The sequence below is a fragment of the Pseudomonas sp. SJZ103 genome (assembly GCF_007828335.1).
Taxonomy (GTDB): domain Bacteria; phylum Pseudomonadota; class Gammaproteobacteria; order Pseudomonadales; family Pseudomonadaceae; genus Aquipseudomonas.
Genome location: NZ_VIUN01000019.1, coordinates 43890 through 69611 on the forward strand (window position 1 = coordinate 43890; position 25722 = coordinate 69611).

Annotated in this window: 31 protein-coding genes and 1 pseudogene; 18 read left to right on the top strand and 14 right to left on the bottom strand. The window is 60.4% G+C overall.

Annotated elements, in window-relative coordinates:
- Positions 1-119: 119 nt before the first annotated feature.
- The 3 genes from FBY10_RS28250 to FBY10_RS28260 form a co-directional block, all read right to left on the bottom strand.
- Entirely contained in the window at positions 120-377 is a 258-nt protein-coding gene (locus FBY10_RS28250) for a hypothetical protein (RefSeq protein ID WP_057724031.1), read from the bottom strand.
- Between the two features lie 159 nt (positions 378-536).
- On the bottom strand, positions 537-878 hold the full coding sequence (locus FBY10_RS28255) for a zinc ribbon domain-containing protein YjdM (protein WP_003230858.1): 342 nt from the start codon (positions 876-878) through the stop codon (positions 537-539).
- Between the two features lie 134 nt (positions 879-1012).
- On the bottom strand, positions 1013-1981 hold the full coding sequence (locus tag FBY10_RS28260; RefSeq protein ID WP_053132020.1) for a polyprenyl synthetase family protein: 969 nt from the start codon (positions 1979-1981) through the stop codon (positions 1013-1015).
- Positions 1982-2220: 239 nt separating this feature from the next.
- Between FBY10_RS28260 and rplU the strand changes: the two genes are divergently transcribed.
- The 7 genes from rplU to FBY10_RS28295 all read left to right on the top strand — a co-directional run bounded on the left by rplU (position 2221) and on the right by FBY10_RS28295 (position 7837).
- A complete protein-coding gene (rplU, locus tag FBY10_RS28265) occupies positions 2221-2535 on the top strand; it encodes a 50S ribosomal protein L21 (RefSeq protein WP_003176051.1) in 315 nt (104 codons plus the stop codon).
- A gap of 34 nt (positions 2536-2569) precedes the next feature.
- The gene (gene rpmA / locus FBY10_RS28270) at positions 2570-2827 is read left to right on the top strand and encodes a 50S ribosomal protein L27 (RefSeq protein WP_003176049.1); all 258 of its coding nucleotides are present in this window, start codon (positions 2570-2572) and stop codon (positions 2825-2827) included.
- A gap of 194 nt (positions 2828-3021) precedes the next feature.
- Positions 3022-4245: an Obg family GTPase CgtA gene (gene cgtA / locus FBY10_RS28275; RefSeq protein ID WP_015885843.1), complete on the top strand. Its 1224-nt coding sequence runs from the start codon at positions 3022-3024 to the stop codon at positions 4243-4245.
- A 109-nt stretch (positions 4246-4354) separates the two neighbouring features.
- Positions 4355-5473, top strand: a complete 1119-nt coding sequence (gene proB, locus FBY10_RS28280; protein WP_026013771.1) for a glutamate 5-kinase — start codon at positions 4355-4357, stop codon at positions 5471-5473.
- Positions 5474-5489: 16 nt separating this feature from the next.
- A complete protein-coding gene (locus FBY10_RS28285; protein ID WP_131700246.1) occupies positions 5490-5954 on the top strand; it encodes a CreA family protein in 465 nt (154 codons plus the stop codon).
- Between the two features lie 101 nt (positions 5955-6055).
- Entirely contained in the window at positions 6056-6538 is a 483-nt protein-coding gene (locus FBY10_RS28290; protein WP_027607649.1) for a glutathione peroxidase, read from the top strand.
- 195 nt (positions 6539-6733) lie between these two features.
- Positions 6734-7837 carry an NADH:flavin oxidoreductase gene (locus tag FBY10_RS28295; RefSeq protein WP_145338512.1) on the top strand — a complete coding sequence of 368 codons (1104 nt, stop codon included), beginning with the start codon at positions 6734-6736 and terminating at the stop codon, positions 7835-7837.
- On the opposite strand, the gene FBY10_RS28300 is transcribed toward FBY10_RS28295, so the two are convergent.
- Both FBY10_RS28300 and cysZ read right to left on the bottom strand, forming a co-directional pair.
- Positions 7806-9008 (bottom strand): glycosyltransferase family 1 protein, encoded by a 1203-nt coding sequence (locus FBY10_RS28300; RefSeq protein ID WP_131700248.1) that lies wholly within the window; start codon positions 9006-9008, stop codon positions 7806-7808. The two genes, FBY10_RS28295 and FBY10_RS28300, sit on opposite strands and share 32 nt — an antisense overlap.
- Positions 9009-9062: 54 nt before the next feature.
- Positions 9063-9827, bottom strand: coding sequence for a sulfate transporter CysZ (gene cysZ / locus FBY10_RS28305; RefSeq protein ID WP_131700249.1), 765 nt, complete (start codon positions 9825-9827; stop codon positions 9063-9065).
- A 294-nt stretch (positions 9828-10121) separates the two neighbouring features.
- Here cysZ and trxB point away from each other — a divergent pair, with 294 nt between their 5' ends.
- A complete protein-coding gene (trxB, locus tag FBY10_RS28315; protein WP_003194076.1) occupies positions 10122-11084 on the top strand; it encodes a thioredoxin-disulfide reductase in 963 nt (320 codons plus the stop codon).
- 60 nt (positions 11085-11144) lie between these two features.
- On the opposite strand, the gene FBY10_RS28320 is transcribed toward trxB, so the two are convergent.
- From FBY10_RS28320 to FBY10_RS28345, 6 genes are read right to left on the bottom strand one after another with little or no spacing between them, the layout of a single operon-like run.
- Positions 11145-11486, bottom strand: a complete 342-nt coding sequence (locus FBY10_RS28320) for a HopJ type III effector protein (protein WP_145338511.1) — start codon at positions 11484-11486, stop codon at positions 11145-11147.
- On the bottom strand, positions 11479-11775 hold the full coding sequence (locus FBY10_RS28325) for a DUF1244 domain-containing protein (RefSeq protein ID WP_139237772.1): 297 nt from the start codon (positions 11773-11775) through the stop codon (positions 11479-11481). The genes FBY10_RS28320 and FBY10_RS28325 overlap by 8 nt, the downstream gene beginning before the upstream one ends.
- 23 nt (positions 11776-11798) lie before the next feature.
- Complete coding sequence (folX, locus tag FBY10_RS28330) at positions 11799-12170, bottom strand: dihydroneopterin triphosphate 2'-epimerase (RefSeq protein ID WP_003194073.1); 372 nt, start codon at positions 12168-12170, stop codon at positions 11799-11801.
- Between the two features lie 2 nt (positions 12171-12172).
- A complete protein-coding gene (gene folE, locus FBY10_RS28335; RefSeq protein ID WP_024077360.1) occupies positions 12173-12733 on the bottom strand; it encodes a GTP cyclohydrolase I FolE in 561 nt (186 codons plus the stop codon).
- 20 nt (positions 12734-12753) lie between these two features.
- Positions 12754-13464, bottom strand: coding sequence for a dihydromonapterin reductase (gene folM / locus FBY10_RS28340; RefSeq protein WP_145338510.1), 711 nt, complete (start codon positions 13462-13464; stop codon positions 12754-12756).
- Positions 13465-13521: 57 nt separating this feature from the next.
- Positions 13522-14082, bottom strand: a complete 561-nt coding sequence (locus FBY10_RS28345) for an antibiotic biosynthesis monooxygenase (protein ID WP_131700252.1) — start codon at positions 14080-14082, stop codon at positions 13522-13524.
- 215 nt (positions 14083-14297) lie between these two features.
- On the opposite strand from FBY10_RS28345, the gene FBY10_RS28350 reads away from it, so the two are divergent.
- Positions 14298-15257, top strand: a complete 960-nt coding sequence (locus FBY10_RS28350; RefSeq protein WP_145338509.1) for a MerR family transcriptional regulator — start codon at positions 14298-14300, stop codon at positions 15255-15257.
- A 2-nt stretch (positions 15258-15259) separates the two neighbouring features.
- On the opposite strand, the gene FBY10_RS28355 is transcribed toward FBY10_RS28350, so the two are convergent.
- Both FBY10_RS28355 and FBY10_RS28360 read right to left on the bottom strand, forming a co-directional pair.
- Positions 15260-15865 carry a hypothetical protein gene (locus tag FBY10_RS28355; protein WP_131700254.1) on the bottom strand — a complete coding sequence of 202 codons (606 nt, stop codon included), beginning with the start codon at positions 15863-15865 and terminating at the stop codon, positions 15260-15262.
- Between the two features lie 59 nt (positions 15866-15924).
- Complete coding sequence (locus FBY10_RS28360) at positions 15925-16392, bottom strand: PAS domain-containing protein (RefSeq protein ID WP_131700255.1); 468 nt, start codon at positions 16390-16392, stop codon at positions 15925-15927.
- A gap of 129 nt (positions 16393-16521) precedes the next feature.
- On the opposite strand from FBY10_RS28360, the gene FBY10_RS28365 reads away from it, so the two are divergent.
- Positions 16522-16977 carry a flavodoxin gene (locus FBY10_RS28365; RefSeq protein WP_131700256.1) on the top strand — a complete coding sequence of 152 codons (456 nt, stop codon included), beginning with the start codon at positions 16522-16524 and terminating at the stop codon, positions 16975-16977.
- Here the strand turns inward: FBY10_RS28365 and FBY10_RS28370 are convergent.
- On the bottom strand, positions 16958-17854 hold the full coding sequence (locus FBY10_RS28370; protein ID WP_131700257.1) for a LysR family transcriptional regulator: 897 nt from the start codon (positions 17852-17854) through the stop codon (positions 16958-16960). The two genes, FBY10_RS28365 and FBY10_RS28370, sit on opposite strands and share 20 nt — an antisense overlap.
- Before the next feature lie 98 nt (positions 17855-17952).
- Between FBY10_RS28370 and FBY10_RS28375 the strand changes: the two genes are divergently transcribed.
- The 8 genes and pseudogenes from FBY10_RS28375 (at position 17953) to FBY10_RS28405 (ending at position 25651) form a co-directional block, all read left to right on the top strand.
- On the top strand, positions 17953-18339 hold the full coding sequence (locus tag FBY10_RS28375; protein ID WP_145338508.1) for a CidA/LrgA family protein: 387 nt from the start codon (positions 17953-17955) through the stop codon (positions 18337-18339).
- Positions 18329-19015 carry an LrgB family protein gene (locus FBY10_RS28380; protein ID WP_145338507.1) on the top strand — a complete coding sequence of 229 codons (687 nt, stop codon included), beginning with the start codon at positions 18329-18331 and terminating at the stop codon, positions 19013-19015. Before FBY10_RS28375 ends, FBY10_RS28380 begins: the two co-directional genes overlap by 11 nt.
- Positions 19016-19168: 153 nt before the next feature.
- Positions 19169-19951 carry a class II aldolase/adducin family protein gene (locus tag FBY10_RS28385; protein ID WP_145338506.1) on the top strand — a complete coding sequence of 261 codons (783 nt, stop codon included), beginning with the start codon at positions 19169-19171 and terminating at the stop codon, positions 19949-19951.
- Positions 19951-20853, top strand: a complete 903-nt coding sequence (locus FBY10_RS28390; RefSeq protein ID WP_145338505.1) for an alpha/beta fold hydrolase — start codon at positions 19951-19953, stop codon at positions 20851-20853. The genes FBY10_RS28385 and FBY10_RS28390 overlap by 1 nt, the downstream gene beginning before the upstream one ends.
- Before the next feature lie 28 nt (positions 20854-20881).
- Positions 20882-20995 (top strand): annotated as a pseudogene (locus FBY10_RS31925) (outer membrane lipoprotein carrier protein LolA); the annotation flags it as partial.
- A 95-nt stretch (positions 20996-21090) separates the two neighbouring features.
- Positions 21091-22002: an SDR family oxidoreductase gene (locus FBY10_RS28395; RefSeq protein WP_131700262.1), complete on the top strand. Its 912-nt coding sequence runs from the start codon at positions 21091-21093 to the stop codon at positions 22000-22002.
- A 482-nt stretch (positions 22003-22484) separates the two neighbouring features.
- Positions 22485-24266 carry a DUF1302 domain-containing protein gene (locus FBY10_RS28400; RefSeq protein WP_145338504.1) on the top strand — a complete coding sequence of 594 codons (1782 nt, stop codon included), beginning with the start codon at positions 22485-22487 and terminating at the stop codon, positions 24264-24266.
- A 26-nt stretch (positions 24267-24292) separates the two neighbouring features.
- Positions 24293-25651 (top strand): DUF1329 domain-containing protein, encoded by a 1359-nt coding sequence (locus tag FBY10_RS28405; protein WP_131700264.1) that lies wholly within the window; start codon positions 24293-24295, stop codon positions 25649-25651.
- Positions 25652-25722 lie beyond the last annotated feature (71 nt).

Consider the following 25722-nt stretch of genomic DNA (forward strand, 5'->3'; position numbering starts at 1 on the left):
CCTGTAGGAGCGAGCTTGCTCGCGAAAAACGTCAACGATGACGCGGGCATCCTGGATGAGCGCGTTGTTTATGCGGTCTTCGCGAGCAAGCTCGCTCCTACAGTGTTTTGCTGGTTTTCTCATGGATGGAACTTGCCACTGAGCTCCGTGGCCGGGCGCAACGCTCGGGCATAGCAGAACAGAAACAGATTGCGCACAACCTCCTTCAGTACTCCAGGTTCACTCGAACTCAGGCCGTTGACGTCCAGGTCGCCCTGGTCCTGCAGCTCATTCAACGCTTCTTCTTCCAGCACAGCACAGACTTCACCGGTTTCCCGATGGAGGATGCGTAGGTAAGGGTGTGGGCGGTCGAGCCAGGCATCTATCAAATAAGTCATGGTTGCATCTCCTTGATGGGTTTCAATGAGAATAATTCTTATTCGTAGAATAGCAAGTGCCTATTGGCAGTTTCCTGGTTTTTCTGTGTGGATATTGAGAGGGGTCAACGGGGAGGGCAAAACGCCATCCCGCGCGGGCGCGGGATGGATGCAGCAGGTTCAGACTTTGCGCACGAATTCGGACTTGAGTTTCATCGGGCCGATACCGTCGATCTTGCAATCGATATCGTGGTCGCCGTCGCACAGGCGGATGTTCTTGACCTTGGTGCCGACCTTCACGACCAAGGACGTACCCTTGACCTTGAGGTCTTTGATCACGGTGATGGTGTCGCCGTCCTGCAGGACGTTGCCCACAGAGTCTTTCTTCACGGTTTCATCGCCGGCCACTTCGGCCTCGCCATTGGCGGACCACTCATGGGCGCATTCCGGGCAGATCAGCTGGGCGCCGTCTTCGTAGGTGTATTCGGAATTGCATTTCGGGCAGGGTGGCAACGTGCTCACTAAAGCTCCTTAACGGTCAGGATGGCTAAAAGTCGCACATTATATAGGGAATTGTGGTCTTGCAGGTTTTATCAAATCCGAATGTGGGGGGGACAAGCCCCCATCCCACATGGGTATGCGTTTGCAGGTAGGACCTAGTGCGTCCGCGCGACCGCAAATTCACTCAGCTCAACCAAGGCATCCCGGTACTCGCTGGCCGGAAGGGCTTCCAGGCACTTGATCGCACGGGCCACGTAGTCACGTGCCAGTTGCGCGGTGTAGTCCAGCGAGCCCGAGGCTTCCACAGCCTCACGGATGCTTTCCAGGTCCTCGATCCCGCCTTTCTGGATCGCCTTGCGCACCAGGGCCGCCTGTTCCGGCGTGCCTTCGCGCATGGTGTAGATCAGCGGCAAGGTCGGTTTGCCTTCGGCCAGGTCGTCACCGACGTTCTTGCCCAGGGTCTCTGCATCGCCGCGGTAGTCGAGCAGGTCGTCCACCAGTTGGAACGCCACGCCCAGATGGTCGCCAAAGGTACGCAGGGCTTCGGCCTGTTCGGCGGTCGCGCCACAGAGCGCGGCGGCACTGTGTGTGGAGGCTTCGAAGAGCATCGCGGTCTTACCGCGAATCACTTCCATATAGGTTTCTTCGGTGGTGCTGGCGTCGCGGACCTTGGACAGCTGCAGCACTTCGCCTTCAGCGATGATGCGCGTGGCCTGGGAAAGAATCTTCATCACCGGCATCGAGCCCAGCTCGACCATCATTTCGAACGAGCGCGAGTACAGGAAGTCGCCGACCAGCACGCTCGGGGCATTGCCCCACATCGCATTGGCGGTCTCGCGGCCACGGCGCATGCCGGACATGTCGACCACGTCGTCATGCAGCAGGGTGGCGGTGTGCAGGAATTCGATGGTGGCAGCCAGCAGGCGCAGGTCATCGCCTTCGCGGCCCAGGGCCTTGCCACACAGCAGCACTAATAAAGGACGCAGGCGTTTACCGCCTGCCGACGTAATGTAGTCGCCAATTTTTGAGACCAGCGGCACCTTAGACGTCAGCTGCTGCTTGATGATGCCGTCGACGGCGCTAAAATCGTCCGCGACCGCGCGGTAGAAAGCTTGGGGTTGCATCAGCGACAGTCGCTCCAGAAGGGTTGCGCGGCATGCTAGGACCCTGACCCCGTAGTGTCAAGGCGCGATAGACAGCCACTTGCAACACCCATTTACATTGCGTACAATCGCGCACCCTGAACTTCCTGGGCAGCACCTGCCTTACGCAATTGCATTCGGGACGTCCATCCCATGCAGCCATGCCAGCCAATACCTCTTCTTATAAAGCGCTGGGTGAGCAGGATTATCGGAGAAATACCATGTCGTACGCAGTAATTGTTACTGGTGGCAAGCAATACAAGGTCGCCCCAGGTGAATACCTGAAGATCGAAAAACTGGAAATCGCTACCGGCGAATCCGTTACCTTTGATCGCGTTCTGTTGGTCGCCAATGGCGATGACGTGAACATCGGCGCTCCAGTTGTTGCTGGCGCTACCGTTGTGGCTGAAGTGATCTCCCAAGGTCGTCACGATAAAGTCCGCATCATCAAGTTCCGTCGTCGTAAGCACCACATGAAGCGTATGGGCCACCGCCAGTGGTACACCGAGATCAAAATCACCGGTATTCAGGCTTAATTTCAGCCTAATTCCTCACTAGGAGAATTGACTCATGGCACACAAAAAAGCTGGTGGTAGTACCCGTAACGGTCGCGACTCAGAAGCCAAACGCCTTGGCGTGAAGATGTATGGCGGCCAGAAAATCATTCCGGGCAACATCATCGTGCGTCAGCGCGGCACCCAATTCCACGCCGGTTACGGTGTTGGCATGGGTAAAGATCACACCCTCTTCGCGAAAATCGAAGGCGTGATCAAGTTTGAAGTAAAAGGCGCGTTCAACCGCCGTTACGTGAGCGTTGTCGCCGCTTAATTGCGCGATCGCTGGAAAAGCCCTGTCTTGCGACGGGGCTTTTTCGTTTGTGGAGTGAGTCTCTTGCAAAGCTGTTTGTAATGGGCTCGAGCAGCTGGATTTGCGGCTGTTGATTGAGGTCGCTGCGCTCATTTTTGCAAGAGTCTTATGTCTTGGTTTCTTAAGCTCGTCCGTGCGGCGAGAGGCGTTTTGTTATGAAGTTCGTTGATGAAGTTTCCATCCGAGTAAAAGCAGGCGACGGCGGTAACGGTTGCATGAGTTTCCGTCGCGAAAAATTCATCGAAAACGGTGGCCCCAACGGCGGTGACGGCGGTGATGGCGGTTCCATCTACATGATGGCCGACGAAAACCTCAACACCCTGGTCGACTACCGTTACACCCGGCACTTCGATGCCGAGCGTGGCTCCAACGGCGGCAGCACCGACTGCACCGGTAAAAAAGGCGAAGACCTGGTACTGCGTGTACCGGTCGGCACCACGATTATCGACTCCGCGACCCAGGAAGTGATTGGCGACCTGACCAAGGCCGGCCAGAAGCTGATGGTTGTGCAGGGCGGCTGGCACGGTCTGGGTAACACCCGATTCAAATCCAGTACAAACCGTGCACCGCGTCAGACCACGCCGGGCAAGCCGGGCGAGCAGCGCGACCTGAAGCTGGAAATGAAAGTACTGGCTGACGTGGGCCTGCTGGGCCTGCCGAACGCCGGCAAGAGTACCTTCATCCGCTCGGTATCGGCCGCCAAGCCGAAAGTCGCCGACTACCCGTTCACCACCCTGGTGCCAAACCTGGGCGTGGTCAGCGTCGACCGCTGGAAAAGCTTCGTGATCGCCGACATTCCCGGCCTGATCGAAGGCGCTTCCGACGGCGCAGGCTTGGGGATTCGCTTCCTCAAGCATTTGTCCCGCACCCGTTTGCTGCTGCACCTCGTCGACATGGCGCCATTGGATGACACCAGTGCACCGGACGCCGCCGAAGTGATCGTCAGCGAGCTGACCAAGTTCAGCCCGGCCCTGGCCGAGCGTGATCGCTGGTTGGTGCTGAACAAGTGCGACCAGATCCTCGAGGAAGAGCACGAGGAGCGCGTCAAGGAAATCGTCGATCGCCTGGAATGGACGGGTCCTGTCTACGTGATCTCGGCCATCGCCAAAGAAGGCACCGAGCGCCTGACCCGCGACATCATGCGCTACCTGGAAGACCGCGCCGACCGCCTGGCGGCCGACCCGGTATTCAAGGCCGAACTCGCCGAACTCGACCAGCAGATCGAAGACGAAGCCCGTGCCCAGCTGCAAGCCCTGGACGACCAGCGTGCCCTGCGCCGCAGCGGCGTGAAGTCGGTCCATGACATCGGCGACGATGATTGGGACGAAGAAGACGTGGATGATGAAGACGGTCCGGAAATCATTTACGTGCGCGACTGATCCGTTGCGATAAACTTGAACGCCGCTCCCTGGAGCGGCGTTTTGGTATCCGGGTATAACGTTATGGGCGGCGCTGGGTCGCGCGGCCCTCAATCTAAGGTTGAAGATGATGCGGAGCAAAGTGACAGGTGCGCAGCGCTGGGTCGTAAAGATCGGAAGTGCGCTGCTGACGGCAGACGGCAAAGGCCTGGATCGCGCAGCCATGAGCGTCTGGGTCGAGCAGATGGTGGCCTTGCATGAGGCGGGTGTGGAGTTGGTGCTGGTGTCGTCCGGGGCGGTTGCCGCCGGGATGAGCCGCCTCGGTTGGACCGCGCGACCCAGCGCGATGCACGAACTGCAAGCCGCCGCCGCCATCGGTCAGATGGGCCTGGTGCAAGCCTGGGAGTCCAGCTTTGCAGAGCACGGCCGTCATACGGCGCAGATCCTGCTGACCCACGATGACCTGTCCGACCGTAAGCGCTACCTAAACGCCCGCAGTACTTTGCGTGCGCTGGTGGAGCTCAAGGTTATCCCGGTGATCAACGAGAATGACACCGTGGTCACCGACGAAATTCGTTTCGGCGACAACGACACCCTGGCCGCGCTGGTGGCCAACCTGGTGGAGGCCGACCTGCTAGTGATCCTCACCGACCGCGACGGCATGTTCGACGCCGACCCACGCAACAACCCCGATGCCCAACTGATCTACGAAGCGCGCGCCGATGACCCGGCGCTCGACGCCGTGGCCGGCAGCGTTGGCGGTGCCCTGGGCCGTGGCGGCATGCAGACCAAGCTGCGCGCAGCACGCTTGGCCGCACGTTCCGGGGCTCACACCATCATCGTCGGTGGGCGCCTGGAGCGTGTGCTGGATCGCCTCAAGGCCGGTGAGCGCATCGGTACGTTGCTGTCGCCCGAGCGCGGCATGCTCGCGGCGCGCAAGCAATGGCTGGCCGGGCACCTGCAAACCCGTGGCACCCTGGTGCTCGACGATGGCGCGGTGTCGGCGTTGTCTCAAGGCAACAAGAGCCTGCTGCCGGTGGGCGTCAAGTTGGTGCAGGGCAGCTTTCGCCGTGGCGAGATGGTTGTGTGCGTAGCGCCCGACGGTCGTGAGATCGCCCGCGGCCTGGCCAACTACAGTGCCCTGGAAGCGCAGAAAATCATTGGACAATCGTCTGACGCGATTGTCGGACTATTGGGTTACATGGCAGAACCGGAACTGGTTCACCGCGATAACCTGATCCTGGTCTAAACAAAGGGAATACACGATGCGCGTGATGAAGGGATTGCTCGGCCTGCTGCTGGCCATGCCGCTGCTGGCTTCGGCCGAAGAAATTGGCCAGGTGTCGACGGTGTTCAAGTTTGTCGGCCCCAACGACCGGATTGTGGTCGAAGCGTTCGATGACCCCAAGGTCGACGGCGTGACCTGCTATTTGTCGCGCGCCAAGACCGGCGGCGTGAAAGGCGGCCTGGGCCTGGCCGAAGACCGTGCTGAAGCATCTATCGCTTGCCGCCAGGTCGGCCCGATCCGCTTCAAGGGCGAACTCAAGGACGGCGACGAAGTGTTCAAGGAGCGCACCTCGCTGGTGTTCAAGACCATGCAGGTGGTGCGCTTCCTCGACAAGAAGCGCAATACCCTGGTGTACCTGGTCTACAGCGACCGCTTGATCGAAGGCAGCCCGCAGAATGCGGTGACGGCGATTCCTGTTCTGCCGTGGCCGACCGCTCAGTAATTCGCAGGCGGATTTTGCAATCGGCGTCTATGATTGCAGGCTTGCGGGTTGTAATCTCGAAGCGCTGCAACGCAAAGTACATGGAAAATCTGGAGTTCGTCATGAGTGCTTTCCACGACCTGAAACTCAAAGCTTTGGACGGACAAGAGCTGCCGTTGGCGCCCTTCAAGGGGCACGTTGTGCTGGTGGTCAATGTCGCCTCCAAATGTGGCTTGACCCCGCAGTACGCGGCGTTGGAAAACCTTTATCAGCAGTACAAGGACCAGGGATTTACCGTGCTTGGCCTGCCGTGCAACCAGTTTGCAGGCCAGGAACCGGGCACCGAGGAAGAAATCCGCGAGTTCTGCAGCCTGAACTACGGCGTGACCTTCCCCCTGGGCAGCAAACTCGATGTGAACGGTCCTGAGCGTCACCAACTGTACCGTTTGCTGGCGGGCGAGGGCGCGGAGTTTCCTGGGGATATCACCTGGAATTTCGAGAAATTCCTGCTGGGCAAGGATGGCCGGGTCCTCGCGCGATTCTCGCCGCGTACTGCACCGGATGATCCGACGGTCGTCCAGGCCATCGAAAAAGCCCTGAGTTGAACACCTGCCGGTGCAGCTTCAAGTTCTAAGCTTGAAGCTGCAAGTAGAAGCACAAAGGGTCCTCTTGCAGCTTTAAACTTGCAGCTAGCCGCTACCTTCATACCCCTTAATCACCCAAATCAATAGTGCTATTCAGCACGCTGCACTCCCCCATATTATCCACATCATAAACCTCGTCTTCCGTGGAGTGCTCCCATGCCTGTCCAAGCCTTGTTCAAACCGTTCCAGCTCGGTGCACTTCAGCTGTCGACCCGTGTGGTCATGGCGCCGATGACCCGTTCGTTTTCCCCGGGTGGCGTGCCGAACTCCAAGGTCATCGAGTACTACCGCCGCCGAGCCGCTGCCGGCGTGGGCCTGATCATTACCGAAGGCACCGTGGTCGGTCACCCGGCCTCCAACGGCTACCCGAATGTCCCGCATTTCTACGGCGAGGCGGCGCTGGCCGGCTGGAAGAAGGTCGTAGATGCCGTGCACGCCGAAGGTGGCAAGATTGTTCCGCAGCTCTGGCACGTGGGCAGTGTGCGCCGCATCGGTACCGAGCCTGACGCCAGTGTGCCGGCCTACGGCCCGATGGAAAAACTCAAGGATGGCAACGTGGTGGTCCACGGCATGACCTCCCAGGACATCAAGGAGGTGATCGCCGCTTTCGCCCAAGCAGCCAAGGATGCCCAGCGCATCGGCATGGACGGCGTGGAAATCCATGGCGCCCATGGCTATCTGGTCGACCAGTTCTTCTGGGAAGGCAGCAACCAGCGCACTGACGAATACGGCGGCAACCTGGCCAACCGTTCGCGCTTTGCCATCGAACTGATCCAGGCCACCCGCGCCGCGGTCGGCCCGGACTTCCCGATCATCTTGCGTTTCTCCCAGTGGAAACAGCAGGACTACACCGCGCGCCTGGTGCAAACCCCCGAGGCATTGGGTGAGTTCCTCCAGCCGCTGTCTGAGGCAGGTGTGGATATTTTCCACTGCTCTACCCGTCGCTTCTGGGAGCCGGAGTTCGAAGGCTCCGACCTCAACCTCGCCGGCTGGACCCGCCAACTCACTGGCAAACCGACGATCACCGTGGGCAGTGTCGGCCTGGATGGCGAATTCCTGCAGTTTATGGTCAACACCGACAAGGTTGCACAACCGGCCAGCCTGGAGAAACTGCTGGAGCGGTTGAATAACAACGAGTTTGATCTGGTTGCTGTGGGCCGTGCGCTGCTGGTAGATCCGGACTGGGCCGTGAAGGTGCGTGAAGGCCGCGAAGGCGACATTCTGCCGTTCAGTCGTGAGGCGTTGACGACCCTGGTGTAAGCGGCGCCAGGACGGGCACCGGTTGCCCGTCCTCGCACACACCGCGTAACTGGCGCTCGAATTGCTCGATAATCGCCGGCCAGCCCTGGCGACTGGCATGCTGGCGAGCATTCAGTCGGGCCCTGCGCAAGGTCTCGCGCTCTTCCAGCAGCCAGGTAGCAGCATCGCAAAATGCGTTTTCATCTCCCGGCATCGCCAGCACGCCGTTGTAGCCATGGCGAATATGCTGGGTGGCGGCGGCCTGGTCGTACGCCACCACGCCCAGGCCAGAGGCCATTGCCTCCAGCACCACATTGCCGAAGGTTTCGGTCAGGCTGGGGAACAGGAACAAGTCCCCTGATGCGTAATGCCTGGCCAGTTCTTCACCGCGTTGGGTGCCGCAGAACACCGCCTCGGGCAGGTCGCGCTCCAGTATCGGGCGCTGCGGACCATCCCCGACGATGATCAACTTCAGCCGACGCTGTGGATAAGTAGCCTGCAGCCCATCAAAGCACCGTTTGAGCAGCCCGAGGTTTTTCTCCTGGGCCAGGCGCCCCACGTGCAGTACGGCAATATCGTCGTTTTCCAGGCCCCAGCTTTCGCGCAGGGCATTGTCGCGCTTGGCCGGGTGGAACAGTTGGCTATCCACTCCGCGCGCCAGCATCCCCAGGCGCTCGAAATGCCTGCGCTCCAGTTCCAGGCGCTGGCTGGCGCTGGGCACCAGGGTCAAGCTCGAGCGGTTATGAAACCAACGCAGGTAGTGCGTGACCATGCGGCTCAACAGGCTCAAGCCGTACTGGTTGGAGTACTGCTGGAAATTGGTATGAAACCCGCTGACCACGCTGATGCCCAAACGCCGCGCCGCCCGCAGCGCCGACAGCCCCAGCGGCCCTTCAGTGGCGATATACAGCACGTCCGGGCGCTGGCGGGTCCAGCGGCGCAGCAACTTGTGCATCGACGACTGGCCCCATTGCAGGCCGGGGTAACCCGGCAGCGGCCAGCCACGGCAGAGCAGTAAACCATCATCGCTGGGCCGGCTCTCGTCGGCGCCCTGGCGCGGGCGTACCAGCTCGACCTGATGGCCGCGCGCGCGTAAACCTTCGCACAGGCGGCCAAGGGTATTGGCCACCCCGTTGATCTCTGGCGGGAAGGTTTCGGTGATCAGGGTGATGTGAAGCGAAGCTGTCGTCATGACCCACAGTGTCGCTATGGGCCATGTCGCCATTGTGTCATGCAGATGATGGATTTATGACTTGACCACTTTCGACGTCGCCATCGCCTCAGCGCCCTGTTCACGCACCCAGAACAACGTCGCCCCAGCCACTGCGGCCGGCATCATCAGGAGGTTGACCACCGGCACCAGCAGCACCAGGTAAACAATGCCGCCGAAACTCATGCTCTGCCAGCGTTTCTGGCGCAGCCAGGCGAGCATTTCGTTCCAGCCCAGCTTGTGGTTATCCGCCGGGTAGTCGATGTATTGGATCGCCATCATCCACACGCCAAACAGCAACCACAGCGGCGCGGCGATCAGGTTGACCACCGGAATGAACGACAGGATAAACAGGCCGATGGCCCGTGGCAGGAAGTAGCCCAGCTTGCGCATTTCCCGGGCCAGGGTACGCGGGACCATTTCAATCAGCTCGCCCCAACTGAATGCCGGGAAGTCATCAGTGCCACGTACCACCACTTCCACTTTCTCGGAGAGAAAGCCGTTGAACGGTGCCGCGATGATATTGGCGAGCATGGTGAAAGTGAAAAACACCATCAGCACCACCAGCACCACAAACAGCGGCCATAGCAGGTAATTCAGAAAGCTCAGCCAGCCGGGCAGGGTCGGCATCAAGTGGTCGACCCACAGGCTGAACTGATGGCCGGCAAAATAGATCAAGCCGACGAACAGCACCAGGTTGATCGCCAGCGGCAGCAGCACAAACAGGCGCAGGCCGGGGCTTAGCACCAGTCTGAGGCCTTCGCGCAGGTATTGCGGGCCGGAAAGGGCAGGGGCGGGCATGGAGAACTCCGAGCAGGATGACGAACGCGCCGACCTTACCGGCTTTGCCTTCAAGGCGAAAGCGTGGTCGGTGTGACGACATCAACGGTAACAAAGGCGTCGATTAATCGGCCTGACTGCATAGAGACCACCTATGAGCTGGATTGTTATTCCGTATTTCCTTAATCTTGCCCCCCTCGATACGCTGCACCCATTATTTTTCAGGGCCTGCGAGTTAAAGCCTTCCCCAAGTGCTTCGTGGTCCCTTTTTTATTCCAGCCGTCTTGTAGTCCGGGCGGTCGATAGGAGTGAGTCATGTCTGATACCCGTCATTCGCGAGTGATTATTCTCGGTTCCGGCCCTGCCGGTTACAGCGCTGCCGTCTACGCTGCCCGGGCCAACCTCAAGCCGCTGCTGATCACCGGCATGCAGGCGGGCGGTCAGTTGACCACCACCACTGAAGTCGACAACTGGCCGGGTGATGTCCACGGCCTGACCGGTCCGGTGCTGATGGAGCGCATGAAAGAACACGCCGAGCGCTTTGAAACCGAGATCGTGTTTGATCACATCAACAAGGTCGACTTCTCCAAGAAACCTTACAGCCTGACCGGCGACAGCGGCGTCTACACCTGTGACGCGCTGATCATCGCCACCGGCGCCAGTGCTCGCTACCTAGGCCTGCCATCGGAAGAAGCGTTCATGGGCAAAGGCGTTTCCGCTTGCGCCACCTGTGACGGTTTCTTCTACCGCAACAAGCCGGTCGCCGTGGTCGGTGGTGGCAACACTGCCGTGGAAGAGGCGCTGTACCTGGCCAACATCGCCAGCACCGTGACCCTGGTTCACCGCCGCGAGACTTTCCGCGCCGAGAAGATCCTGATCGACAAGCTCCACGCCCGTGTGGCTGAGGGCAAGATCATCCTCAAGCTCAACGCCACCCTGGATGAAGTCCTGGGCGATAACATGGGCGTGACCGGTGCTCGCCTGAAAAACAACGATGGCAGCTTCGACGAGCTGAAAGTCGACGGCGTGTTCATCGCCATCGGTCACACCCCGAACACCTCGTTGTTCGAAGGCGTGCTGGAAGCCAAAGACGGCTACCTGGTGGTGCAAGGCGGCCGTGAAGGCAACGCTACCGCGACCAACATCGAAGGCATCTTCGCTGCCGGCGACGTGGCCGACCATGTCTACCGCCAGGCCATCACTTCGGCCGGCGCCGGTTGCATGGCGGCCCTGGACGCCGAGCGTTACCTCGACGGTTTGAAGGACGCTTCCTTCTAAATTGTTGAAATAAAAAAACCGGCTGCGAGGCCGGTTTTTTATGCGTGCAATTTAACTGACTCAGGATTTGCGAGTCAGTGGCTGGGCGGTGAATGTCACACCTGCCAACCCATGGGCAATCAACGCCCGAATATTGCCATGGTCACTGCCTTCAGGCGTCGCCACCACCGAGCGGTAGTGCTCACCAAACGCCAGCAGCGCTTCCTGGTCGCTCAAGCCTTCCAGCAACGCCAAGCCCAGGGTCTTGCACGAACCTTCGTTTTGCCCGGCAGCGTTTTCCACATCGCCATTGGTGAAGGCTTGCGGCTGGTAATCGTAACCGGCAGCGACAAACGCCAGGGTGTCGGCAAAAACATGTGCGCCGCTGTTGAGGCTGGCGCGCAGGGTGTTCAAATCAGTCATGGGGTTTTCCTTTGGCGAACGCCGCCTGCTGCTCGGCGCTGGCTTCTTGCTGGTATTGGGCTTTCCACTCGGCATACGGCATGCCGTACACCACTTCGCGGGCGTCATCGAGGCTCAGCTCGATCTGGCGCTCGTCGGCCTCGGCCTTGTACCACTTGGACAGGCAGTTGCGGCAGAAGCCGGCGAGGTTCATCAGGTCAATGTTCTGCACATCCTTGCGGCTGTCCAGATGCGCCACCAGCCGGCGGAAGGCGGCGGCTTCGAGTTCGAGGCGTTGTTGATCGTTCATAGGGCTCACTGACAATTCAGGGGTTAGCGGCTGGCCGCCAGGGTAATCGACACCGACTCGGCAAAGCGCAGCGCATGGGGCTTATCCACTTCGACTTCGGCGTACAGCACCGATTCGTTGCTCATCACCAGGTCCAGCAGTTCCTGGGTCAGGCGCTCCAGCAAGGCAAAGCGGTTGCCTTCCACGTGGGCGATGATGGCCTTGGTGATGGTGCGGTAGTTCAGCGCATGGTCGATGTCGTTGTCGCGCACGGCTTCCTGGGCGGCATACAGGATGGTCAGGTTGATCAGCACATCCTGCTTGTTGAGGATTTCGTCCTCATTGATACCGATGAAGGTGCGCAGGCACAGGTCCTTGACCCGGATGCGCGCCATGCCTGGTTGAAGTTGTGGCATTGCTACTTGCTCCGTCCAATCAGTTGCAGGAACTCCATGCGCGTGGTGTTCGACTCGCGGAACGCGCCGAGCATCACCGAGGTGTTCATGGTTGAATTCTGTTTTTCCACGCCGCGCATCATCATGCACATGTGCTTGGCTTCGATCACCACGGCCACACCGGCCGCCTGGGTCACTTCCTGGATGGCGTCGGCGATTTGCCGGGTGAGGTTTTCCTGGATCTGCAGGCGCCGGGCGAACATGTCGACGATGCGCGCCAGCTTCGACAGGCCCAGCACCTTGCCGGTCGGAATATAGGCCACGTGAGCCTTGCCGATAAAGGGCAGCAGGTGATGCTCGCACAGCGAATACAGCTCGATGTCCTTGAGGATCACCATCTCGTCATTGTCGGAGGCGAACAGTGCGCCGTTGACGATTTCCTCGAGGTTCTGCTCATAGCCATGACACAGGTACTGCATGGCCTTGGCGGCGCGCTTGGGGGTGTCGAGCAGGCCTTCGCGTTCCGGGTCTTCGCCCAGGCCCTTGAGGATCTCGCGGTAATGGTGGGGCAGGGATAAGGTCATACAACATCCTCACAAGCGGCTTACTTGATATGCCGCCCGCCGTTGACGGTCAGGGTGGTCCCGGTGACATAGGGGTTGTCCAGCAGGTAACGCACACTCTGGTAGATCACCTCGGGGCCGGGCTCGATGCCCAAGGCCGACTTGGCCAGCACCTTGGTGCGATAGGCCGCGTCGTCGCCTTCGTTGAACATCACCATCGCCGGGGCGATGCCGTTGACCTTGATCAGCGGCGCGAACTGCGCGGAAAACGACAGCGTGAGGCTCTCGAGCCCGGCCTTGGTGGCACAGTAGGCGATGTGCTGGCGGCTGCCCTTGCGCACCACGTCATCGCTGATATGCACGATGTCGGCAGGTGTCGAGCGTTGCAGCAAGGGTGAACAATGCAGGTTGATCAGGTAGGGCGCAAGCATGTGCACGCTGAACATATCGCGAAAGGCGCGGCTTTCGTCGCCCGGCGCCTCTGCGACCCACGCCGAAGCATTGTGGATGATTGCACGCAGGCTTTGTGTGTGTGTGTTCAGTTCAGCGATAAACGCGAGAATCCCGGCTTCAGTGGAAAAGTCGGCAAACACACCGACCGCGCCACGCTCGCGCAGGGCCTGCACGCCAGGGCGTTCGCTGCGGTAGCTGAAAATCACCGGTTGGCCCTCGTCCAGCAGGCGTTCGGCGCAATGCAGGCCGACGCGCTGGCCGGCGCCGGTGATCAGGATCGGGGCGTTCGTTGCAGTCATGGGAGGCTCGCGTCGCTGGCAGGCGCAAATCATACCAGCGACGGGCCGCCCCTGTACTCACGCCGCCGCTTCGGAGGCCTTGCGGGGGGCAGGCGCTGGGTGCAGCCAGTTCGCCAGCAGGTGGGTCGACAGCGGAATGAACCAGTACACCATCAAGGGCGTGAGTGCCATTGTGCTGACCAGCACACGTGGGCCCAGTTCGAGTTCACTGAGCAGCGGCCCCAGGACGAAGTTGAACAGCAGCGACACCGGAAAAAACGCCAGCCAGATCGCCACCGCCTGCTTCCAGCGTGGCGGACGGGCGCCCGCTGCGCCAAACCAGCCATCGATGCCCCGTACACGGTGCTCGGACGGGTCGGCGAATAAATCGCTCCCACGGCTCAACCACGCACTGCGTGAGGCGGAAAACTCCCAGGCGTGCAGGGTTTTCTCATCGGCGAAGCGGAAAATGATCTGGAATTCATCGTCATTGGGCGGTGGGGCCAGCACGCCGGAGCCCAGATAGCCGGGGAAATCGGTGGCCAATTGCTCGCCTTCGCGCAGCCAGGCCATCAGTTCTTCATAGCGCCCTTTGGCCACGCGGCGCGCAACCAGCAAGGTGACGGGAGAGGTAGACATTGTGTATCTCCAAATGTACGGGTGCGCTGAACCGGGTAGGTGGCGCACAGACGACGCTGCGGGGGTGTTGCAGCGACGTGTAAAAAGCAGGCAAGGATTATTCCTGTTTTACCCGAATACACCAGCGACATTGGTCCGAAAAGCGGGAAACTTGAAAAAGACAGGTGTAAAGGCGTTAAATGAGCGCCCAGTTAACGTTGGTTTTTTGGTCTAAAATGCCCGTGATTACTGCTCCGCTTGATAGTGTTTCGCATCTGGATTCCACCGCTTCCGATGAGCTGTTTCCGATTCGTGAAGTCTCGAGATTGACAGGCGTCAACCCGGTCACCTTGCGTGCCTGGGAGCGCCGTTATGGGCTGATACAGCCCACGCGCACTGAAAGTGGGCATCGCCTCTATTCCAAGGTCGATATACAGACAGTCCATCGTGTTCTCGATTGGATCGAGCGCGGCGTGGCCGTGAGCAAAGTGGGCAAGATTCTCGCTCGTGACGATCAGCAGGCCGAAGCCGTTCGTGCACAGCGCGATGCCGTCGAGGAAAGTGAATGGCCGCAGTGGCAGGCGCGGTTGATGCAGGTCATCAGCGACTTCGACGACCGTCAACTGGAACGTTTGTATGGGCAGGTTCTGGCTACCTACCCACTCGACGTGGTGTTCCAGGACATTCTGATGCCCCTGTGGAATGAGCTGTTGCGTCATCAGGGGCGTTTCGGCCAGGCCAGCGAATGGTTGTTCTTCGACAACTTCCTGCGAGTACGTGCCTTGGAGCGCCTGCAATTGGCGTGCGCTTCACCCGTGCCGCGGGTATTGCTGGCGGCCATGGCGGGTGAGTGCCGTAAGTTGGAGTTGCTGGTGGCGGCGCTCCTGATGAGCAGAGATGACCTGGCCGTGAAAGTGCTGGGCATGGGGCAGCCGGTTGACGAGTTGACGCTGGTCTGCGAGAAAACTCACCCACAGGCCCTGGTCCTCTTCTCCAATTACTCGCATAACCATGATCTTGCCGGGCGCTTGAACCGCTTGGCGTTGACCCTGGATTGCCCGCTGCTTCTTGCGGGTGCGGCTTCGGATCTTGCCCAGGACGACCTGGCCGGCACGTCCATTGGCTGCCTGGGCAATGAAGGTCGCCTGATGCGGCGGCGCTTGCAACAGTTTCTCAGCGGCGGGCTGGATACCTGATTTCAGGCATGCATGTGCGGATGGGCCAGGCGGTGCTGGTGCAGGATGAACTGACGCAGGCGCTCGGTTTCATCCACGTCGCTTTGGCTCAAGCGATAAGCAAACAAGCCCCGTGCCGTTTCCCGCTCGAACGCGCCGCGCAGCGCGATGCGTTCGTAGCCCGATGGGCTGAACCACAGGGAAAAGGTTTTTGGCGGCTTGATCCGGCCGCGAATTTCCACCAGTACACCCTTGAATGACACCTCATGCACCCACAGGGCGCCGGCATTGCCCCGGATGTTCTCGAGGGCCACCGGCGTTTCAAGCGCCAGGCGCCACGGGCGTATCATCGGGCCGTCTTCGAAAATACTCGGCACGCCCAAACGCAGATGCATTGCATTGAACTCATCCTCCACCAGATGCAGAGGGAAGGTCAGTTGCTGGTTGTTGAACTGCGCCTGGATGGTGAGATGGTCGTGGGCGGCCAGGCGGGTGAGCAAGTCGCGAATCTGTGCACCGCCGTTGACGGTCAGGCTCGACGAAGCATCCCGCAGGTTGAGTTGCGGGTTGTGTTGCATATTCTGAATGAAATCCAGCTCATCCTGGGTCAGAAGCGCATTGCGTCGCATCGTGCTTGCTCAATAGAGGGGTATTAAAGTGCCATTATCCGCTCTTATGCCTGCACTTTCTAAATTTTGTTTAATCCATTTGTCGCTTTGAGCGCTGCCAGTTCGGCCTTGACCTGCGCCAGTTCGCCTTCCAACTGCGCGACACGCTGCTGGGCCTTGACCTGGAGCGTGACGTCCTTTTGTACACCGACGAAATACGTCTGTTTGTCCGCCGCGTTATAAACCGTTGAAAGCGACAGTTCATTCCAGAAGTGGCTGCCGTCCTTGCGGTAATTACGCAGGATTTCCCGGCAGGCACCGTCGTTCTCCAACGCTTCGCGGATGGCTATCAGGGCCGGCTGGTCGCGGTCGCCTGACTGCAGGAAGCGGCAATCCTGATAGAGGATTTCGTCGAGGGTGTAGCCGGTCAGCCGTTCGAATGCGGGGTTTACGTAGATCAGCGGCTTGTCCTTGCCTTCTCTTTCAGCGATGACGATGCCGTCGTTGGAAGCGTTGATCACCATGTGCATCAGCTTGGCGTTAATCATTGCGCGGTCCATGGCTTTGGGTCGGAGTTGCCAGTTTAAGACATGCCTTGAATCTTGCACGGCGGGCGCTGAAATATTTGCGCCAGCTGCTAATATCCCAGGCTTTCGCTCAACTACAGGATCAGATTGATGAAAGTCGCCATCCTTTCCGGCTCGGTGTACGGCACGGCTGAAGAAGTCGCCCGCCACGCCGCCGACATCCTCAACAAGGCCGGCTTCGAGGCCTGGCACAACCCCCGTGCGACCTTGGCGGATGTACAAGCCTTCAGTCCGCAAGCCTTTCTGGCGGTGACCTCCACCACCGGTATGGGTGAATTGCCCGACAACCTGCAACCCCTGTATTCAACCCTTCGCGACCAACTGCCCGCCGCCTGGCGTGGCCTGCCCGGCGCGGTGATCGGCCTGGGCGACGCCAGCTACGGCGATACCTTCTGCGGCGGCGGCGAGCAAATGCGCGAGCTGTTCGGCGAGTTGGGTGTGCGTGAAGTGCTGCCGATGCTGCGCCTGGACGCCAGCGAGAGTGTCACTCCGGAAACCGACGCAGAGCCGTGGCTGGCCGAGCTGGTCACTGCACTGCGCGCTTGACCGGGAATTCGCGTAACAACGCCAGCCAGGCCTGGGCGGCTTTCGATAGATAGGCGCCCTCACGCCAGATAAAGGCAATGTCCCAGCGCAGGTAGTCGGGCGCCTTCAACGTCAGGCGCACCACGCCAGGTCGCACCAGCCCACGGGCGACCACGCTGGGCAACAGCACCACCCCTTGGCCGGCGGCCACCAACGCGGCGAGGAAATCTGCCTGGCCACTGCGGCCGATTTCCTTCGGGGTAAAGCCCAACTGCTGACACGCCTGCATCAGACGATCATTGAGCACAAAACTGCGCTGGTACATCAGGAACGGCGTGTCAGCCAATTCTTCAAGGCGTACCTGGGCGTTGTCTGCCAGAGGGTGGTCAATCGGCAGCAGTGCATCCAGTGGTTCATCGCAAAAGGCTTGCCAGGCAAACGCCGGGTCATTGGGCTTCAAGCTGCCTCCTACTTCCAGTTCACCGTTCAGAATCGCCTGCTCGATATTGCGGCTGCCGCCCTCCAGCAACTGGATGGTGACGTTCGGGTAGCGTCGGCGGTACTCGGCAAACAACCCGGCGAACAGCGTGTCGCCCGCCAGCAATGGCAGGCCCAGGCGCAGTTCACCGCGGGTGAGGTGGTGCATATCGTCCAGTTCGCTGAGCAATTCGGACTGCAAGCGCAGCATGGCTTCGGCGCGTTGCAGCACGACTTGACCAGCGGCGGTCAGGCGGATCTGCGAGCCGATACGGTCGAGCAGCGGCGTGCCCAGGCTTTGCTCCAATTGTGCGACCTGCTTGCTGACGGCGGACTGGCTGATATGCAGGGTTTTCCCCGCCTGGGTAAACCCGCCTCGGTGGATCACTTCGACAAAGCTGCGCAGCTGTTTGAATTCCATTGCCTTGATTCCAGTTTGGAATAGTTGGCAGTCTAACAATTCGCTATGGGGATGGAAGGTCGCTCTCTAAAATGGAGGCCTGCGAGGACCCAAAGCCCATGAAACGTTTTCCCTTCAAACACCTTGCCCGTTTGCTGACTGAACTGGTCGTGCTGCTCGCGATTTATCTGCTGGGCACCCAGTTGGCGGTTTGGCTGGCCTTGCCCATCCCCGGTGGCGTCATGGGCCTGGGCCTGCTGCTGGCAACGTTCGCCAGTGGCCTGGTCAAGCCGGCGGCGCTGCAATTGGGCGCCGGGGTGTTGATGGCCGAGATGCTGCTGTTCTTCATCCCGGCCCTGATGAGCCTGCTCGATTACGGCGGCCTGCTGCGCAACGACGGCTGGCGCATCCTGTTGGTGATCGGCTTCAGCACGCTGGCGGTGATGCTGGTCACGGCGTTTACGGTGGAAGCCGTGTGCCGCTGGAGATTGCGCCATGAAGCTTGAACTGATGCCGGTGTTCTGGCTCGCCTTGACCCTGGGCGCCTACGTGTTCAGCCGCTGGCTTTACCGGCGCACCGGGCGCTACCTGCTGTCGCCGCTGATCCTGGTACCTGCGCTGTTGTTGGCGGTCGCCGTGCCGATGCACACCGCCTATGCCGAATACGCCACCGACACCCACTGGCTGATGCTGGTGTTGGGCCCGGTCACTGTGGCGTTTGCCGTGCCGATCTGGCAGCAGCGCCGCTTGCTGGCGCGGCACTGGCCGGCGTTGCTGCTGGGCATGGTGGCGGGCAGCGTGGCATCGATCGCGACCTCGTTCGGCCTGGCGAAGGCACTGGCGCTGGACAGTTCGGTGACGATGTCGCTGGTGCCGCGCTTGATCACCACACCGTTCGCCATGCCGGTGTCTTCCGACCTTGGTGGCGTGCCGGAGTTGACGGCGGTGTTTGTGATGTTCACCGGTGTGTTCGGCGCCATGCTCGGTGGTGTATTGCTCAAATGGCTGCCGCTGCGTACGCCCCTGGCTCGTGGCGCGTTGTTTGGCGTGGGGGCCCACGGTGCGGGTGTCAGCCGAGCTCATGAAGTGGGCGGCGAAGAGGGCTCGGTCGCCGGCCTGGTGATGGTGTTGACGGGGTTGCTCAACCTGTTCGCCGTGCCTTTTCTGGCGGCGCTTCTCTGACGCGCTTTAAACAAAATTCAACTATTCTCTGAGCTGACCCGCTCGGTCATCAAGCTGGCTGCCAAGGCAACTACGGCAGGCATGAGGTCTGACTAGACTGGCCCATCACACAAAAAAATAACAATAAGACAGTGCGCCAAGGAGGTCGTTGCCGTGAGCCTAGCCCCCGTTCTATCGCCGCAGAATGTCAAAGATCAGGTCAGCGCTGCCGAATGGCAGATCCGCGTCGACCTCGCGGCCTGCTATCGCCTGGTGGCGCTGCATGGCTGGGATGATCTGATCTTCACCCATATCTCGGCCAAGGTGCCGGGCACCGATGATTTCCTGATCAACCCCTATGGGCTGATGTTCCACGAGATCACCGCGTCCAGCCTGGTCAAGGTCGATCAGGCCGGCAACAAACTGATGGACAGCCCCTACGAAATCAATCCGGCGGGCTATACCATCCACAGTGCCATCCATGAAGTTCGCCACGATGTGACGTGCGTGCTGCACACCCATACCGCCGCGGGTGTCGGCGTCGCTGCGCAGAAGCAGGGCGTGTTGCCCATCAGCCAGCAATCGCTATTCGTGCTGTCGAGCCTGGCCTATCACGCCTACGAAGGCGTGGCCTTGAACCACGAAGAAAAAGCCCGCTTGCAGGCCGACCTCGGTGATAACAATTTCCTGATGCTGCACAACCATGGCCTGCTGACCTGCGGCAGTACCATCGCCGACACCTTCCTGATGATGTTCATCTTCCAGCGCGCCTGCGAAATCCAGGTGCTGGCGCAAAACGGCGGCGCCGAATTGATCCCCATCGGGCCGCAGATTCTTGCCGGTGCCAAGGCGATGGTGGCGGGTGTTACCAAGAGCGCCCAAGGCATGGGTGGCGCGCTGGCCTGGCCGGCCTTGCTGCGCAAATTGGACCTGCAAGCCCCGGGGTATAACAGCTGATGCCACTCGCCGAGATCCCGCTCAGAGCCTGGCGCAAGCGTGGTCAGGATTTCGTCTTTCGCGGCCGTACCATTCGCTATTGGGTGGCCGGGCAGGGTGAACCGCTGCTGCTGATCCATGGCTTCCCCACGGCCAGTTGGGATTGGCATTACCTGTGGCAACCCCTGGTCCAGCGCAATCTGGTGATCGCCTGCGACATGCTCGGCTTCGGTGACTCGGCCAAGCCGCTGGACCACGATTATTGCCTGCTGGAACAGGCGGACTTGCAACAGGCCTTGCTCAAACACTTGCGGGTGGAGCAGCCGGTGCATGTGTTGGCCCATGACTACGGTGACAGCGTTGCCCAGGAACTCCTGGCCCGGCACTACGAGGGCCGGTTTGAGATGGCCAGTTGTGTGTTCCTCAATGGCGGGTTATTCCCCGAAACCCATCGCCTGGCCCTGGTGCAAAAACTCTTGCTCAGCCCCCTGGGCTGGATGATCGGCCGTGCCTTCGGGCGCAGCGCTTTGTCTGACAGCTTCGGCCAGATATTCGGCCCCGACACCCGCCCCAGTGAAAGTGCCCTGGATGACTTCTGGAGCCTGATCAACGGCAACGACGGCACGCGCATCCTGCACAAACTGATCGCTTACGTCCCCCAGCGCCGTCGCCTGCGTGATCGCTGGGTCGGCGCGATGCAGCGCGGCGAAGTGCCGTTGCGGGTGATCGACGGCGAAGTTGACCCGATCTCCGGCGCGCATATGGTCGAGCGCTACCAGCAATTGGTGCCCCACGCCGACACGGTGTTGCTGGCCAATATCGGCCACTACCCGCAGATCGAGGCACCGGTGCAGGTGCTCAAGCACTACCAGGCGTTTCGTGATCGGGTCGCGCGGCCGGCCTCGCAAGTGGCCTATTCCTGATCCCGAATCCTTTTCTGTAGGCGCGAGCTTGCTCGCGAAAATCGTCAACGATAACGTGGGAATCCTGACACCACGCGGCGCTCTGGGATTTTTCGCGAGCAAGCTCGCTCCTACAGAGAGACGAGTCATCATCCCTCAGCCTTATCGAGCACCATTCAGCCCCAGCCGTATTTATTGTGACCGGCGGCGCCTTGCCGGACACTCAAACCCATCCCATTGTCGCCATCGGAGTTCGGTATGAGTGAGTCAGTACAGTTCCAGGATAAGGTCGTGATCGTCACCGGTGCCGGCGGCGGATTGGGCCGGGCCCATGCGCTGCTGTTCGCCAGACACGGGGCCAAGGTACTGGTCAACGATCTCGGCGGTTCCACCCAGGGCGAGGGCGCCAATGCGTCCGCTGCCGACCGGGTCGTGGCAGAGATTCGCGAGGCGGGCGGTATCGCCGAGGCCAACCATGACTCTGTCACCGACGGTGACAAGATCGTCCAGAACGCCCTCGACGTCTTCGGCCGCATCGACGTGGTGGTCAACAACGCCGGCATCCTGCGCGACAAAACCTTCCACAAAATGGACGACGCCGACTGGGACCTGGTTTACCGGGTGCATGTCGAAGGTGCCTACAAAGTCACCCGCGCCGCCTGGCCCCACCTGCGTGAGCAAGGCTACGGACGGGTGATCTTCACCGCGTCCACCTCGGGCATCTACGGCAACTTCGGCCAGTCCAACTACGGCATGGCCAAGCTTGGGCTGTACGGCCTGACCCGCACCCTGGCCCTGGAAGGGCGCAAGAACAACATCCTGGTCAATGCCATCGCCCCCACCGGCGCCACACGCATGACCGAAGGCCTGATCCCGCCGCAAGTGTTCGAGCGCCTCAAGCCGGAATTGGTCAGCCCGCTGGTGGTGTACCTGGGCAGCGACGCGTGCCAGGAAACTTCAGGGCTGTTCGAGGTGGGTGGCGGCTGGATCGGCAAGACCCGCTGGGAGCGCAGCCTGGGCGTAGGCTTTGACCCAGAGGCCGGGTTCTCGCCAGACGATGTGGCGGCACATTGGGCGCAGATCTGCGACTTCGAAGGCGCAGCCCATCCCAAGGACAATATCGAAGCGTTAAAGGAAATGATGGCGAACTTGCAGAAGTACAGCCTGTGATCGTTGCTTGAAAAAGCTTGAATCCCACGGGGCGCTGATGGCGCCCCGTTTTATTTCAGGCAAAAAAAAGCCGCGGCAAACGCAGCGGCTGAAGTAAGACGTTGGATCAAGGAGCGACAAATCAACGTCAGTGAACACGGGTAACAGACTGAAAAAACACTTCAATCTATTCAAGATCGGCTTTTCTCCCGAGAGCGGAAGCGGGCGGTTTGCCCTGAAAGCCAGGCAAGAATAGTCTCTTGTAACAAAATGAGTAATAGCTGTTCAGGACAAGGACTGTTACCGATATGGCAACAGTCGCCCAAGTCGCCATCCATTTTCTTGATAACCCACCATCCACCCGGTCCATGCCCTCGCCCAGACCCAGGCCAGAGCGGCCTGTAATCCTTTCGAGCGACAACACGAATCCCTCCTTGGTGCGCTTATCGCTCCTGATGCGCGGCAGTAGGGTGGGGCCTTCTGTCACTCACCGGGGAAGACGCATGACAAAAACAATAATGCGCGCCATCTTCACGCCACAGGCGCTGGCCGCTGCGGTTGCGTTGGGTTGCTGTGCCCAGGCACAGGCTGTTTCTTTCAACATTGGCGAGATCGAAGGGCAATTCGACTCCTCGCTGTCGGTCGGCTCGAGCTGGGGCATGCGCGATGCCGATAAAAAACTCGTGGGCACCGTCAATGGCGGCACGGGCCAGGCTTCCACGGGAGATGACGGGCGCCTCAACTTCAAGAAGGGCGAGACCTTTTCCAAGATCTTCAAGGGCCTGCACGACCTGGAACTGAAGTACGGCGACACCGGTGTGTTCGTGCGTGGCAAGTATTGGTACGACTTCGAACTCAAGGACGAAGACCGCGAGTTCAAGCAGATCAGCGACCACAACCGCAAGGAAGGCGCCAAATCCAGCGGTGCGCAGATCCTCGATGCGTTTGTCTATCACAACTATTCCCTGGGCGACCTGCCGGGCACCGTGCGCGCCGGTAAGCAGGTGGTCAGTTGGGGCGAAAGTACCTTCATCGGCAACTCCATCAACAGCATCAACCCGATTGACGTGTCGGCGTTCCGTCGACCGGGTGCCGAGATCAAGGAAGGGCTGATTCCGGTCAACATGCTGTTCGCGTCCCAGAGCCTGACCAACCAACTGACCGTGGAAGGGTTCTATCAGTTGGAGTGGGACCAGACGGTGCTGGATAACTGCGGCACGTTCTTTGGCGGTGACGTGGCGGCGGATGGCTGCACCGGCAACTACACGGTGGGTAGCCCGGCGATTGCGCCGTTGCAACCGATTGCAGCGGCTCGCGGCCAAGGCTTTGTGGTGACCCGCGAAGGTGTGGTGGTGCAGCGTGCCGGTGACCGCGATGCACGGGACTCCGGCCAATTCGGTGCAGCCTTGCGCTGGCTGGGCGATGACACGGAGTACGGCCTGTACTTCATGAACTACCACAGCCGCACGCCGACCGTGGGCACGATTACCGCCAACACCAATCTGGCGACCATCGGTGGTATCGCGGCGGCTGCCCCGGCCGGCTTCGGTTCGGCCCTGGCCCAGAGCACCATGCTCGGCCGTGGCCAGTACTACCTCGACTACCCGGAAGACATCCGCCTGTTCGGCGCCAGCTTCTCCACCACCTTGCCCACCGGCACGGCGTGGACCGGTGAGATCAGCTACCGCCCGAATGCACCGGTGCAGCTCAATACCACTGACTTGACCCTGGCCCTGATCAACCCGATTGCGGGTAATGCGGCATCGCCGATTCGTTCCTCTTTCGGCGCCGACAACAAAGGCTACCGCCGCAAGGAAATCACCCAGATCCAAAGCACCATGACCCAGTTCTTCGACCAGGTGCTGGGCGCTGAACGCCTGACCCTGGTAGGCGAAGCGGCGGTGGTCCACGTCGCCGGCCTGGAAGACAAATCCAAACTGCGTTACGGCCGCGACTCGGTCTACGGCGCTTACGGTTTCGAGGGTGACACCGACGGTTTCGTCACATCCACCTCCTGGGGCTACCGAGCTCGGGCGATCCTTGACTACAACAACGCCATTTTCGGGGTGAACCTCAAGCCCAACCTGTCCTGGTCCCATGACGTGGCCGGCTACGGGCCCAACGGGATCTTCAACAAAGGCGCCAAGGCCATCAGCGTCGGCGTGGATGCGGACTACCGCAGCACCTACACCGCCAGCCTCAGTTACACCGACTTCTTTGGTGGCGACTACAACACCCTGACCGACCGCGACTTCCTCGCCCTCAGCTTCGGCGTGAACTTCTGATTTGGCTTAAAGAAGGACAAGAATCCATGCGTAAGACAATTGCAGTGTTGGCCCTCAGCCTGTTGGCCTCCCACGTGATGGCGGCGGTGTCGCCGGAAGAGGCGGCCAAGCTGGGCACTACTCTGACCCCGGTCGGCGCTGAAAAGGCTGGCAACGCCGATGGCTCGATCCCGGCGTGGACCGGTGGCATCCCGAAAAACGCCGGCGCGGTGGACAGCAAGGGCTTCCTCGCCGACCCGTTCGCCAGTGAAAAACCGCTGTTCGTGATCACCGCGGCCACCGTCGACAAGTACAAAGACAAACTCTCCGACGGCCAGGTGGCGATGTTCAAGCGTTACCCCGAGACCTACAAGATCCCGGTCTACCCGAGCCACCGTACGGTCAACCTGCCACCGGATATCTACGAGTCGATCAAGCGCAGCGCGCTGAACGTCAAGGCGATCAACGACGGTAACGGCCTGGAAAACTTCACCGGTAACCGTTACTACGCCTTCCCGATTCCGAAGAATGGCGTGGAGGTGCTGTGGAACCACATCACCCGTTATCACGGCGGCAACCTGCGCCGCATCATTACCCAGGCCACCCCGCAGACCAATGGCAGCTACACGCCGATCCGCTTCGAGGAGGAAGTGGCGGTGCCTCAGGCGATTCCCGATATCGACCAGGCTAAGGCGGCCAACGTGCTGAGCTATTTCAAGCAATCGGTGACCGCCCCGGCGCGCCTGGCGGGTAACGTGCTGCTGGTGCACGAGACCCTCGACCAGGTGAAGGAACCGCGCCTGGCCTGGATCTACAACGCCGGCCAGCGCCGCGTGCGCCGCGCGCCGCAAGTGTCCTATGACGGCCCGGGCACCGCGTCCGACGGCCTGCGCACCACCGACAACTTCGACATGTTCTCCGGCGCCCCCGACCGCTATGACTGGAAGCTGGTGGGCAAGAAAGAGATGTACATCCCCTACAACAGCTACAAGCTCGATTCGCCGTCGCTCAAATACGACGACATCATCAAGGCCGGTCACATCAACCAGGACCTGACCCGTTACGAACTGCACCGCGTGTGGGAAGTGATCGGCACGGTCAAGCCAAGCGAGCGGCACATCTACGCCAAGCGCCATATGTACATCGACGAAGACAGCTGGCAAGTCGCGCTGGTGGATCACTACGACGGTCGTGGCCAACTGTGGCGTGTCGCCGAAGGTCATTCGCAGTTCTACTACGACCACCAGGTGCCGGCCTACACCGTCGAGACCTTGTACGACATCATTGCCGGGCGCTATATCGCACTGGGCATGAAAAACGAGGAGAAGAGCAGCTTCGTGTTCGGCTTTGCGGCCAAGGCAGCGGACTACACCCCGGCGGCGTTGAGGGCTGAAGGCGTACGCTGATCCCAATATGAAATGCAGTCAAATGTGGGAAGGGGCTTGCCCCCTCCCACAGTGGTTTTTTTACACATGGG

What these genes read in the sequence shown, in the direction of transcription:
- FBY10_RS28250 (WP_057724031.1), bottom strand. Translation starts at nt 377, where the DNA reads ATGACTTATTTGATAGATGCCTGGCTCGACCGCCCACACCCTTACCTA.
- FBY10_RS28260 (WP_053132020.1), bottom strand. Translation starts at nt 1,981, where the DNA reads ATGCAACCCCAAGCTTTCTACCGCGCGGTCGCGGACGATTTTAGCGCC.
- rplU (WP_003176051.1), top strand. Translation starts at nt 2,221, where the DNA reads ATGTCGTACGCAGTAATTGTTACTGGTGGCAAGCAATACAAGGTCGCC.
- rpmA (WP_003176049.1), top strand. Translation starts at nt 2,570, where the DNA reads ATGGCACACAAAAAAGCTGGTGGTAGTACCCGTAACGGTCGCGACTCA.
- cgtA (WP_015885843.1), top strand. Translation starts at nt 3,022, where the DNA reads ATGAAGTTCGTTGATGAAGTTTCCATCCGAGTAAAAGCAGGCGACGGC.
- proB (WP_026013771.1), top strand. Translation starts at nt 4,355, where the DNA reads ATGCGGAGCAAAGTGACAGGTGCGCAGCGCTGGGTCGTAAAGATCGGA.
- FBY10_RS28285 (WP_131700246.1), top strand. Translation starts at nt 5,490, where the DNA reads ATGCGCGTGATGAAGGGATTGCTCGGCCTGCTGCTGGCCATGCCGCTG.
- FBY10_RS28290 (WP_027607649.1), top strand. Translation starts at nt 6,056, where the DNA reads ATGAGTGCTTTCCACGACCTGAAACTCAAAGCTTTGGACGGACAAGAG.
- FBY10_RS28295 (WP_145338512.1), top strand. Translation starts at nt 6,734, where the DNA reads ATGCCTGTCCAAGCCTTGTTCAAACCGTTCCAGCTCGGTGCACTTCAG.
- FBY10_RS28300 (WP_131700248.1), bottom strand. Translation starts at nt 9,008, where the DNA reads ATGACGACAGCTTCGCTTCACATCACCCTGATCACCGAAACCTTCCCG.
- cysZ (WP_131700249.1), bottom strand. Translation starts at nt 9,827, where the DNA reads ATGCCCGCCCCTGCCCTTTCCGGCCCGCAATACCTGCGCGAAGGCCTC.
- trxB (WP_003194076.1), top strand. Translation starts at nt 10,122, where the DNA reads ATGTCTGATACCCGTCATTCGCGAGTGATTATTCTCGGTTCCGGCCCT.
- FBY10_RS28320 (WP_145338511.1), bottom strand. Translation starts at nt 11,486, where the DNA reads ATGACTGATTTGAACACCCTGCGCGCCAGCCTCAACAGCGGCGCACAT.
- FBY10_RS28325 (WP_139237772.1), bottom strand. Translation starts at nt 11,775, where the DNA reads ATGAACGATCAACAACGCCTCGAACTCGAAGCCGCCGCCTTCCGCCGG.
- folX (WP_003194073.1), bottom strand. Translation starts at nt 12,170, where the DNA reads ATGCCACAACTTCAACCAGGCATGGCGCGCATCCGGGTCAAGGACCTG.
- folE (WP_024077360.1), bottom strand. Translation starts at nt 12,733, where the DNA reads ATGACCTTATCCCTGCCCCACCATTACCGCGAGATCCTCAAGGGCCTG.
- folM (WP_145338510.1), bottom strand. Translation starts at nt 13,464, where the DNA reads ATGACTGCAACGAACGCCCCGATCCTGATCACCGGCGCCGGCCAGCGC.
- FBY10_RS28345 (WP_131700252.1), bottom strand. Translation starts at nt 14,082, where the DNA reads ATGTCTACCTCTCCCGTCACCTTGCTGGTTGCGCGCCGCGTGGCCAAA.
- FBY10_RS28350 (WP_145338509.1), top strand. Translation starts at nt 14,298, where the DNA reads ATGCCCGTGATTACTGCTCCGCTTGATAGTGTTTCGCATCTGGATTCC.
- FBY10_RS28355 (WP_131700254.1), bottom strand. Translation starts at nt 15,865, where the DNA reads ATGCGACGCAATGCGCTTCTGACCCAGGATGAGCTGGATTTCATTCAG.
- FBY10_RS28360 (WP_131700255.1), bottom strand. Translation starts at nt 16,392, where the DNA reads ATGATTAACGCCAAGCTGATGCACATGGTGATCAACGCTTCCAACGAC.
- FBY10_RS28365 (WP_131700256.1), top strand. Translation starts at nt 16,522, where the DNA reads ATGAAAGTCGCCATCCTTTCCGGCTCGGTGTACGGCACGGCTGAAGAA.
- FBY10_RS28370 (WP_131700257.1), bottom strand. Translation starts at nt 17,854, where the DNA reads ATGGAATTCAAACAGCTGCGCAGCTTTGTCGAAGTGATCCACCGAGGC.
- FBY10_RS28375 (WP_145338508.1), top strand. Translation starts at nt 17,953, where the DNA reads ATGAAACGTTTTCCCTTCAAACACCTTGCCCGTTTGCTGACTGAACTG.
- FBY10_RS28380 (WP_145338507.1), top strand. Translation starts at nt 18,329, where the DNA reads ATGAAGCTTGAACTGATGCCGGTGTTCTGGCTCGCCTTGACCCTGGGC.
- FBY10_RS28390 (WP_145338505.1), top strand. Translation starts at nt 19,951, where the DNA reads ATGCCACTCGCCGAGATCCCGCTCAGAGCCTGGCGCAAGCGTGGTCAG.
- FBY10_RS28395 (WP_131700262.1), top strand. Translation starts at nt 21,091, where the DNA reads ATGAGTGAGTCAGTACAGTTCCAGGATAAGGTCGTGATCGTCACCGGT.
- FBY10_RS28400 (WP_145338504.1), top strand. Translation starts at nt 22,485, where the DNA reads ATGACAAAAACAATAATGCGCGCCATCTTCACGCCACAGGCGCTGGCC.
- FBY10_RS28405 (WP_131700264.1), top strand. Translation starts at nt 24,293, where the DNA reads ATGCGTAAGACAATTGCAGTGTTGGCCCTCAGCCTGTTGGCCTCCCAC.